The organism is Synechocystis sp. LEGE 06083 (assembly GCF_015207725.1).
Taxonomy (GTDB): domain Bacteria; phylum Cyanobacteriota; class Cyanobacteriia; order Cyanobacteriales; family Microcystaceae; genus Synechocystis; species Synechocystis salina.
The window spans coordinates 1-8,128 of record NZ_JADEWJ010000178.1 but is presented as its reverse complement, the minus strand read 5'-3'; the positions used below and the strand labels follow the sequence as shown (position 1 = coordinate 8,128).

7 protein-coding genes, 2 pseudogenes and 1 riboswitch are annotated in these 8,128 nt (G+C 48.0%); of the genes and pseudogenes, 3 read left to right on the top strand and 6 right to left on the bottom strand.

All coding sequences use genetic code 11. The features are described from left to right. Nucleotides 1-429 (top strand): annotated as a pseudogene (locus tag IQ219_RS13405) (proton extrusion protein PcxA); the annotation flags it as partial. Nucleotides 430-539: 110 nt separating this feature from the next. On the opposite strand, the gene IQ219_RS13400 reads toward IQ219_RS13405, so the two are convergent. Next, nucleotides 540-989, bottom strand: a complete 450-nt coding sequence (locus IQ219_RS13400; protein ID WP_194072936.1) for a DUF4278 domain-containing protein — start codon at nucleotides 987-989, stop codon at nucleotides 540-542. A 33-nt stretch (nucleotides 990-1,022) separates the two neighbouring features. Next, a riboswitch (Glutamine riboswitch) is annotated at nucleotides 1,023-1,084 on the bottom strand. A gap of 322 nt (nucleotides 1,085-1,406) precedes the next feature. Between IQ219_RS13400 and IQ219_RS13395 the strand changes: the two genes are divergently transcribed. Continuing rightward, nucleotides 1,407-2,303 carry a ParA family protein gene (locus IQ219_RS13395; RefSeq protein ID WP_190597158.1) on the top strand — a complete coding sequence of 299 codons (897 nt, stop codon included), beginning with the start codon at nucleotides 1,407-1,409 and terminating at the stop codon, nucleotides 2,301-2,303. Nucleotides 2,304-2,363: 60 nt separating this feature from the next. On the opposite strand, the gene IQ219_RS13390 is transcribed toward IQ219_RS13395, so the two are convergent. From IQ219_RS13390 to IQ219_RS13375, 4 genes are all read right to left on the bottom strand, one after another. After that, complete coding sequence (locus tag IQ219_RS13390) at nucleotides 2,364-4,019, bottom strand: mechanosensitive ion channel (protein ID WP_228017073.1); 1,656 nt, start codon at nucleotides 4,017-4,019, stop codon at nucleotides 2,364-2,366. 233 nt (nucleotides 4,020-4,252) lie between these two features. Further along, nucleotides 4,253-4,681 (bottom strand): Hsp20/alpha crystallin family protein, encoded by a 429-nt coding sequence (locus IQ219_RS13385; protein WP_194072935.1) that lies wholly within the window; start codon nucleotides 4,679-4,681, stop codon nucleotides 4,253-4,255. A 266-nt stretch (nucleotides 4,682-4,947) separates the two neighbouring features. Continuing rightward, on the bottom strand, nucleotides 4,948-5,952 hold the full coding sequence (gene ccsB, locus IQ219_RS13380) for a c-type cytochrome biogenesis protein CcsB (RefSeq protein ID WP_194072934.1): 1,005 nt from the start codon (nucleotides 5,950-5,952) through the stop codon (nucleotides 4,948-4,950). 299 nt (nucleotides 5,953-6,251) lie between these two features. After that, nucleotides 6,252-6,665: a winged helix-turn-helix transcriptional regulator gene (locus IQ219_RS13375; protein WP_190598302.1), complete on the bottom strand. Its 414-nt coding sequence runs from the start codon at nucleotides 6,663-6,665 to the stop codon at nucleotides 6,252-6,254. Nucleotides 6,666-6,913: 248 nt separating this feature from the next. Between IQ219_RS13375 and lipA the strand changes: the two genes are divergently transcribed. Beyond that, nucleotides 6,914-7,783: a lipoyl synthase gene (lipA, locus tag IQ219_RS13370; RefSeq protein WP_190598301.1), complete on the top strand. Its 870-nt coding sequence runs from the start codon at nucleotides 6,914-6,916 to the stop codon at nucleotides 7,781-7,783. Nucleotides 7,784-7,794: 11 nt separating this feature from the next. Here the strand turns inward: lipA and IQ219_RS13365 are convergent. After that, nucleotides 7,795-8,128, bottom strand: a pseudogene (locus IQ219_RS13365) (acyl transferase); the annotation flags it as partial.

Sequence of the window (8,128 nt, the reverse complement as noted above, 5' to 3'; positions counted from 1 at the left end):
CTAGCGGAAAAAGCCAAGGAAATTTCCGAAACCTACCGCCAGGTTAGCACTAATGCGATCGCCAACATTTTTGCTGATATTTTTTCCCTGGTGGCCTTTTCGGTTGTTTTGATTAATAGTCAACGGGAAATCGAAGTTTTAAAAGAATTTATTGACGAAATTGTCTATGGCTTGAGCGACTCAGCTAAGGCATTTTTGATTATTCTCTTTACGGATATGTTTGTTGGTTTCCACTCTCCCCACGGTTGGGAAGTGATTTTGGCTAGTATTGCCCGTCATTTTGGTTTGCCGGAAAATCAAGATTTTAACTTTCTTTTCATTGCTACTTTTCCGGTAATTTTAGACACAGTCTTTAAATATTGGATCTTCCGTTATTTGAACGGTATTTCTCCCTCCGCCGTGGCTACCTATCGCAACATGAATGAGTAACTTGGCAAAACAATTCCCCCAAGCGCAGTGCCCAAGGGGGAAATAGAATAATTGAGGCGACTAATTAGTAGGTAAGAGTAACTAACTTGGGCCCCGAAAGTCAAATTAAACTAGCTCATGGCCACGCCTTGACTGGCATAGTCGGAACAAAAATTAGCCAAAACTTTACCTTGGATGCGGACAGCACTGTTGACAGCTTGGTCGGTGTTCAAACCAATTTCCTCAGCTAAACGTACCAACAAAGATTGCTGGCGTTTTTTAATGGCCTGGGTTTTGCTGTGCAGACGGGCCCGGACCCGGTCCTGGAAAGAAATTTGGCTGGGGGCCGCAGCAACTTCCACTTTTTTGGTGGCAGTGTACAGTTCGGGCTGCAAATCCCGAGCGGGGTTAAAGGAAACTCCCCGGTAGGTTAGATTGACGTTAGGTTGAATGACGTTTTTGGCGGTGGTGCGACGGAAACGATAGTCCAAACCACGGTAACTGCCGGCCAGCCCCAAAACTTCGGTTTCCACTTTGGGGGGATTGTAGTCGTAACTGACTCCACGGTAACTTAATTGCATAGTGCGCTCCTAATTGTTGTTGAAGGTAGAGGAGGCGCGTTCCTTCAGGAATATATCCCTACTTCCGTCTTCTTCAAAAAGAGAAGATGAACGATTTACTTTCTGTATCCATTTTTACGTTTTTGCAAAATTATGTCAAGGTTTACCGAGTTAAGTGAGGACTTCTTAACATTTGCTTAAGGGTTGTCCATGGCACGCCAAACAGCCATTGGCCAAGGTTTAGTCCAACTTTATCGTCTTTATGGCGGCTCGGCTTGGCATAGCTTCCACCTATGGGATCAATGAAATCCATTGATTTTTTATTTGATTGCTGGGCTGGAACCTCGGACCGGGAGGGCCCTGTCTGCTAGAAGGGCTACCTACCATGGTTCCCCTTGCCTGTACCATTGCCAAAGTTTTTCATTACTCTTATTGCCCATGGCCAAAATCATCAGCACCGTCAATATGAAGGGAGGAGTTGGCAAGACCACTTTGACCGTTAACTTGGCCACCTGCCTAGCTAAATATTTTCAAAAACGGGTTTTGGTGCTGGACTTGGATTCCCAAATTAGTGCTACCCTCAGTTTGATGGCGCCCCATGATTTTGCTGGCATTCGCAAAAAAGGGAAAACCCTCAGTTATTTGTTGGGTAATGCTATCCAGCCCAATCCCTACAGTAAATTAGATATTTTCGATATTATCTGCCCAGAAATCTGTCAGATTGAGGGTTTGGAACTACTACCTGGAGACATTGAACTTTACGATGAATACCTGGTTTCGGAAAAGCTTCACCAAGCGGCGATCGCCACGGAAAATCCGAACTTTGAGACGGTGTGGAATAAGTTTGAGGGGACGTTGATCAAGGAAATGTTAGCGCCAGTGCTGGAGGAATACGATTTTGTCATCCTCGACTGTGCCCCTGGTTATAATCTGCTGACCCGCAGTGGCATTGCGGCCAGTGATTTTTATTTATTGCCAGCCCGCCCGGAACCTTTATCGGTGGTGGGGATGCAGTTACTAGAAAGAAGAATTGAAAAACTGAAAGAAAGCCATAAAGCGTCCGATGATCCCCTGAACATCAACCTAATTGGAGTGGTATTCATCCTCTCCGGTGGCGGCTTGATGAGTCGTTACTATAACCAAGTAATGCGGCGGGTGCAAACGGATTTCACCCCGGGACAACTTTTTCAGCAGTCCATCCCCATGGATGTCAATGTGGCCAAGGCGGTGGATAGTTTTATGCCGGTGGTTACTTCCATGCCCAATACAGCGGGGTCTAAGGCTTTTATCAAGTTAACCCAGGAATTTTTACAAAAAGTAGAAGCCTTTGGCTAAGAAAAAGCCCCCATCATTATTTAACGGGGACTGGGGAAATATTGATTTGGTAATGTGGCTCTATTTCTCTTCATCAAAGGAATCCAGCCATTGGCGAAGTTTTTCCCCGGCCACTTCTCGACCCCCAAGCCCAAACGCTAAGGCGATCGCCACGGCAATACCACCAGTCAAAAGACCAAAAGCCAAATTAACAATATTGGGGGCAATGCCCATTTGTTGCAGAGCCATGGCCGAAACCAATACCAAAATAGCAATACGGGCGGTGTGGCCAAGTAAGCGGGATTGATGGGTGCCGGTGCTGGTAATTAACTTAAACGCCAAATTGGCCAGATAGAGACCAAAGGTGAAAATCACCAAGCCAATTAACACCTGGGCCGCCACCTGGAGAATAACCCCCATCACCGTGGTGAGGGCGGCAATTTGCAGAATATCCACCGCCGTCAGGGTCGCCACTAACATGATGCCCACCAGGACAATGATGCCCCCCAACTGGGAGGGAGTTTTCAACGCCACCCCGGAGGGAAGGTTTACCTTGGGTTCCCCATCTACTTCAACGGATTGGTCAATGGACTCTTGGGTGCTATTGAGATCAAAGCCAAGCAGTTCAAAGAGATTGTCAAAACCAATGGAACTCAACAGGCTACTAACTAAGTTGGCAACGTACTGACCCGCCACAAAGGCTAAAACCATCACCACACTGGCGGCAAAAAGTTTCGGTAATAAAGCCATTACCTGGTCAAGCATAGCCGTAGCTGGCTCAGAAATGGCGTTAATTTGCAGGGCGTCTAGGGCCGTGATGGCCACCGGAATCAAGATTAATACATAGACAAAAACACCGAGAATATCGGCCAAATTTTGGCGACCTTCTCCTCCCCGCAGTCCGAAACGCTCCCCTAAGCTATCAATGCCGATGCCATCGGCCAAATTAGTGACCACTTGACTGACAATTTTAGCCACCACCCAGCCCACGGTGCCGATAATGACTGCGCCGAGGACGTTGGGCAGTACCAGCAGGATTTGGTCTAACAATCCCTGCACTGGCTCTAAAGTTCCCTGTAATCCCAAGGTGTTGAGAATTGAAGGTAGGAACAATAGAAAAATAAACCAGTACAGGGCATTGCCGATGGTTTCCCCCAGGTTATTGGCGGCGTTGCTGGCTTGTTCTGAGTCATCGTCCTCGGATGTCAGACCCAGTTTTTGGGATAAACCCGATTCCCCCAGGGCTTTGCTGGAAACAAGCTTCACCAAGGTGGCGATCGCCCAGGCTAAGGCACCCAAAATTAAAGCCCCAATAATTCTGGGGAAGAAAACAGTAATTTGCTCAAGTAGGCCGTTCAGGGGTTCCGATACTGCTTCTAGATCCAGAGCATTAAAAAAAGCTACTAGGGTAAATAGGAGCACAATCCAAAAAGCAAAGTCCCCCAGCCATCGCTCCACGGGGGGAGTTTTAGCTTCGTCGCTATCGAGAAATTTAGCGGCAAGGATATTGTCCAAATGGGTTTTTTGGAATGCTTTGGTGGTGATACTCCGGCAGATATTGGCCACCAGCCAGCCGACAATTAGGATTACCAGGGCTTTACCCAAGCCAATGAGAGATTCCGTTAGATTTTCTCCGGCTACTCCGGCAATATTTGGCATGTCACCGGAAATTTGACCAAGCAATGGTGCTGCCTTGGTGATTATTGGAAGTTCCAGAAAAATTTCTGATCTGAACATTTTCTATTAAAAATTAAGGCTAACAAGTCCCTTGGATAATATCTAAATATTTAAAACAAGACAAATTTTAAGTTAAGAAAAATTAATTTTATTAACTTAATCGATTTAATTAATAAACAATAACTTCATTAATTATGTTCTTACAAAGAAACAAAAAAATCCCTCCAATCCCTAAGGAAAGGAGGTTTGACAAATTTCAAATGGTGACTGCCCCAGCCAGGGAGATGGGACTATTAAGACAATTGAACTTTCACTACTTTATTTTTTGCTTCTTCCACTTTGGGTAAAGTGAGAGTTAAGATACCGGCATCATAGTTTGCTTTAACTTCTGAATTTTGGATGGCCCCGGGTACAGGAATGACTCGGTGGAAACTGCCATAGTGAAACTCGGTACGCCGCACACCATCTTTTTCCGTGCTGTGGGTATCCTGGCGATCGCCGCTGACGGTCACCGCATCCCTGGTGGCTTGGATGTCTAAATTATCGGGGCTGATGCCGGGTAATTCGAGCTTGAGCACATAGGCTTCTTCGGTTTCAGTTAATTCTGCTTTAGGGCTAAATTCTTGGCGTTCCGAAGGCACAAAAACTTCATCAAACAGTTGATTCATTTGCCGTTGGAAGCTATCCATTTCCCGCAGGGGATTGTAAAGAATGAGAGACATAATGTTAACTCCTAATGTATGGGAGGGATTGATTAACCTTTGATGGTTCCATCTTAAAATTTCCCCTCCTAGGCTAGATTCGGTTTCCAGGAAAGATGTTGGTGGGATTGCCGAAATTCCACTTCTGGCCGCAACTTTCAGCATAAAAAAGATGTGCTTGCACACATCCCTGAGTAAATATTTGAATTGCAAGAGCGGCCGGTAAAGGTGTCAGCGTTTCCACTGCCCTATAGGTTTTTGGATAGCAACCCTAGGTTGTAAAAGAATTACAAAAACCAACCGTAGGAATGGAGACCTTTACCCAATAAATTGACGCCCAGGTAACAAATCCAGACCACCGTAAAACCGCTGGCGGCCAAAATAGCGGGTTTGCGGCCCTGCCAACCTTTGGTGATGCGGGCATGGAGATAGGCGGCAAACACTAACCAGGTGATTAGGGCCCAGGTTTCCTTGGGATCCCAACTCCAGTAAGAACCCCAAGCTTCGTTGGCCCATACGGCTCCGGCAATAATGCCAATGGTGAGGAGGGGAAAGCCTAGACCAATAATGCGGTAACTAATATTGTCTAAAGTATCCGCCAGGGTAAGTCGTTGGGGAGAAAGGGTGATGGTGGGAACGGCAGCGGTTTTTTCCAGCACCGCCACATTGCCAGAGTTACTGTTTACCCCTTCCAGGGCAGGACTTAGACCACTCACTGCATTGAGGTTATTGCCTTTCACCAATCCTTGCCGGAACCCCCCCGTACCAACGGAACTACCCCGGAGCTCCACTGCCTGACCCCTGGTGACAAACAAAAAGGCGATCGCCAATAGGGAGCCCACCATGAGGGTGGCATAGCTGACCATCATCACACTGACGTGCATCATCAACCAGTTGGATTTTAGCGCCGGTACCAGGGGAGCAGACTGTTGCATATCCACCGGCAAGGTCAAGGTGGCAAAGGCCACAATACCCAAGGCGATCGGACTGGTGACTGCCCCGACAAAACGGCTTTGGCTCATGCGCTCAGCAATGAAATGGACCGCCGTAATGCCCCAGGCCAGGAAAAATAGGGATTCGTAAAGATTGCTAATGGGAAAATAGCCCGCCTCTAGCCACCGAGCCCCCAACAGGGCCGTAATGGTCAAATTGGCGATCGCCATGGCTCCACTGGCCCCCTGCATTAACCATGGTTTGGGAAACACCACCGCCACCCAGTAGGCGAACATGGTCAGCAAAAGCACAAGGAAGGCAGTATTGTCTAAAAAATTTTCGAGGCTGACTAGATTCATGGCGATGCACTCTCAACAAGATTAAGCAAATGGGCTTTTTAATATCCTAGCGGCTGTTGAGTTCCCGGCAACGGCGATCGCCAGTCTGGCATTTGCTTGGGCCACAAGCATCTAGGTTTGTCTAGGTTGGGTCTAACCAGGATTGCCATCTCCCTGGCTCCTAGCCATGCCCAAGGCCAAAAGAATTGCGTTTGGTCATGGTTAGAGTGGGAAGATTGAGTTGATGCAACAGCGGAGCCAAGCAGAAACTCTGGTCATAGTGCAGAGTTGACCCCAGAGAGAAAACCTTGCAGGGGGTATCAGTTGGCCCCCTCGCCGGTCACAATACTGCATTCACAGGATTCTTGCTCTAGCCAGTCGGAGCCCAGTTTGTGCATGGCAATCAGCACTGGCTGAATTTCCCTACCTCTAGCAGTGAGGGAATACTCCACCCTGGGGGGGATTTCTGGATACACATCCCGATTGATGATGCCATGGGTTTCCAGTTGCCTAAGTCTTAGGGTCAGGGTTTTGGTACTGCAACCGGGCAAAGCATCCAACAACTGCCCCGTGCGTCGTTGTCCCTTGAACAGTTCTCGCAACACCAAAATGGACCATTTATTGTCCAGTAAATCCACCACATGCTGAATGGGGCAAATATGTCCGGTTTCAAAACAGGGATCAGCATTGGCTTGTGTCATGGCGGTATGGGGAAAACCTTGTCCGTCAACCATTCTAACTTTTAGGGTTGGTTTGCCAACTTTATCCTGGGAGCTAAATTTACCGGCAAACCCAAGTAGTTTTAGGGTTTCGGACCTTGACCATGAATGGAGAGATGGAACAAAGTTTTCAGCCGTCAATCTAAATTTCCCCGTTTGCCTGGGTCGGTGGAGCAGAAATCTTCCCTTGTCCCCCAGGTGCGGAGAAAGGCTGTTAGGAATTTTTGGTACAATCGGATCTCCCATAGCAGGAGAGATTGGACGTGACCGTCAAACCGGATTGGCTCCGAGTCAAAGCGCCCCAATGGCAGAGGGTGGGCAGTGTTAAGGATATTCTACGGGATTTGCAATTAAACACCGTATGTGAAGAAGCTTCCTGTCCCAACATTGGCGAGTGTTTCCAGGCCGGGACGGCTACATTTTTGATTATGGGCCCTGCTTGCACAAGGGCTTGCCCCTATTGTGACATCGACTTTGAAAAGCGACCCCAGCCCCTCGACCCGACGGAACCGGAAAGATTAGCGGCCGCGGTGAAAAGGCTAAATCTCAAGCATGTGGTGATTACCGCGGTTAATCGGGATGATTTACCCGATGGAGGAGCTTCCCAATTTGTGGGTTGTCTTGAAGCAACTCGCAGGATTTCCCCAGGCACCACCATTGAGGTTTTAATTCCGGATCTATGCGGCAATTGGGCGGCTTTGGCAACATTATTGGAGGCGGCTCCAGAAGTGTTAAATCACAATATGGAAACAGTACCCAGACTTTATAAACGGGTGCGACCCCAGGCGGATTATGGCCAGTCCTTAGAGCTATTTAACCAAGCTAAGCAAATTTTACCCAAGGTTTACACCAAATCCGGCATTATGGTGGGGCTGGGGGAAACGGACGCCGAAGTACGACAGGTGATGGAAGATCTACGAGGGGTGGACTGCGATATTTTAACCATTGGTCAGTATCTACAACCTAGCCAAAAACATTTGGGGGTTAAGGAATTTGTCACTCCGGAACAATTTGATGCTTGGCGAGTTTACGGTGAGTCCATTGGCTTTTTGCAGGTGGTGGCTTCCCCTTTGACCCGCAGTTCCTACCATGCGGAACAGGTGCAGGCTTTGATGACCCGTTTCCCCCGCTAGCCCGGTGTGATTTAGTTTTCGGGTCCAACCTTTTGCCGTGGAAAAATCTTTTTGCCAAAGGGAATGTAACTGCCATCGGCGATCGCCACTCCGGGGCTAAGGCCTACCTCCGCACTGATGAAAACATTATTGCCGACGGTGATCCGGTCAACGTAAAGCAGGAGATTATGTTGTTTTGGTTTGATGGCGTGGCCCACGAAGGTAACTTGATGACCAAATATCACCTGGTTGCCAATGTGTAACATCCCCCGGTCTAGGATTTGTATGCTGGGAGTCCAGAGCACTTTTTGCCCGATGGTGGAGCCCCATAACCGGAGCCAAAGAGAAAATAAGCCTGGGACAAAG

Bases quoted from the DNA above. Each gene is read 5' to 3' on its own strand.
- ccsB (WP_194072934.1), bottom strand. From the start codon at position 5,952: ATGAATCTAGTCAGCCTCGAAAATTTTTTAGACAATACTGCCTTCCTT.
- IQ219_RS13395 (WP_190597158.1), top strand. From the start codon at position 1,407: ATGGCCAAAATCATCAGCACCGTCAATATGAAGGGAGGAGTTGGCAAG.
- IQ219_RS13375 (WP_190598302.1), bottom strand. From the start codon at position 6,665: ATGGTTGACGGACAAGGTTTTCCCCATACCGCCATGACACAAGCCAAT.
- IQ219_RS13385 (WP_194072935.1), bottom strand. From the start codon at position 4,681: ATGTCTCTCATTCTTTACAATCCCCTGCGGGAAATGGATAGCTTCCAA.
- IQ219_RS13390 (WP_228017073.1), bottom strand. From the start codon at position 4,019: ATGTTCAGATCAGAAATTTTTCTGGAACTTCCAATAATCACCAAGGCA.
- IQ219_RS13400 (WP_194072936.1), bottom strand. From the start codon at position 989: ATGCAATTAAGTTACCGTGGAGTCAGTTACGACTACAATCCCCCCAAA.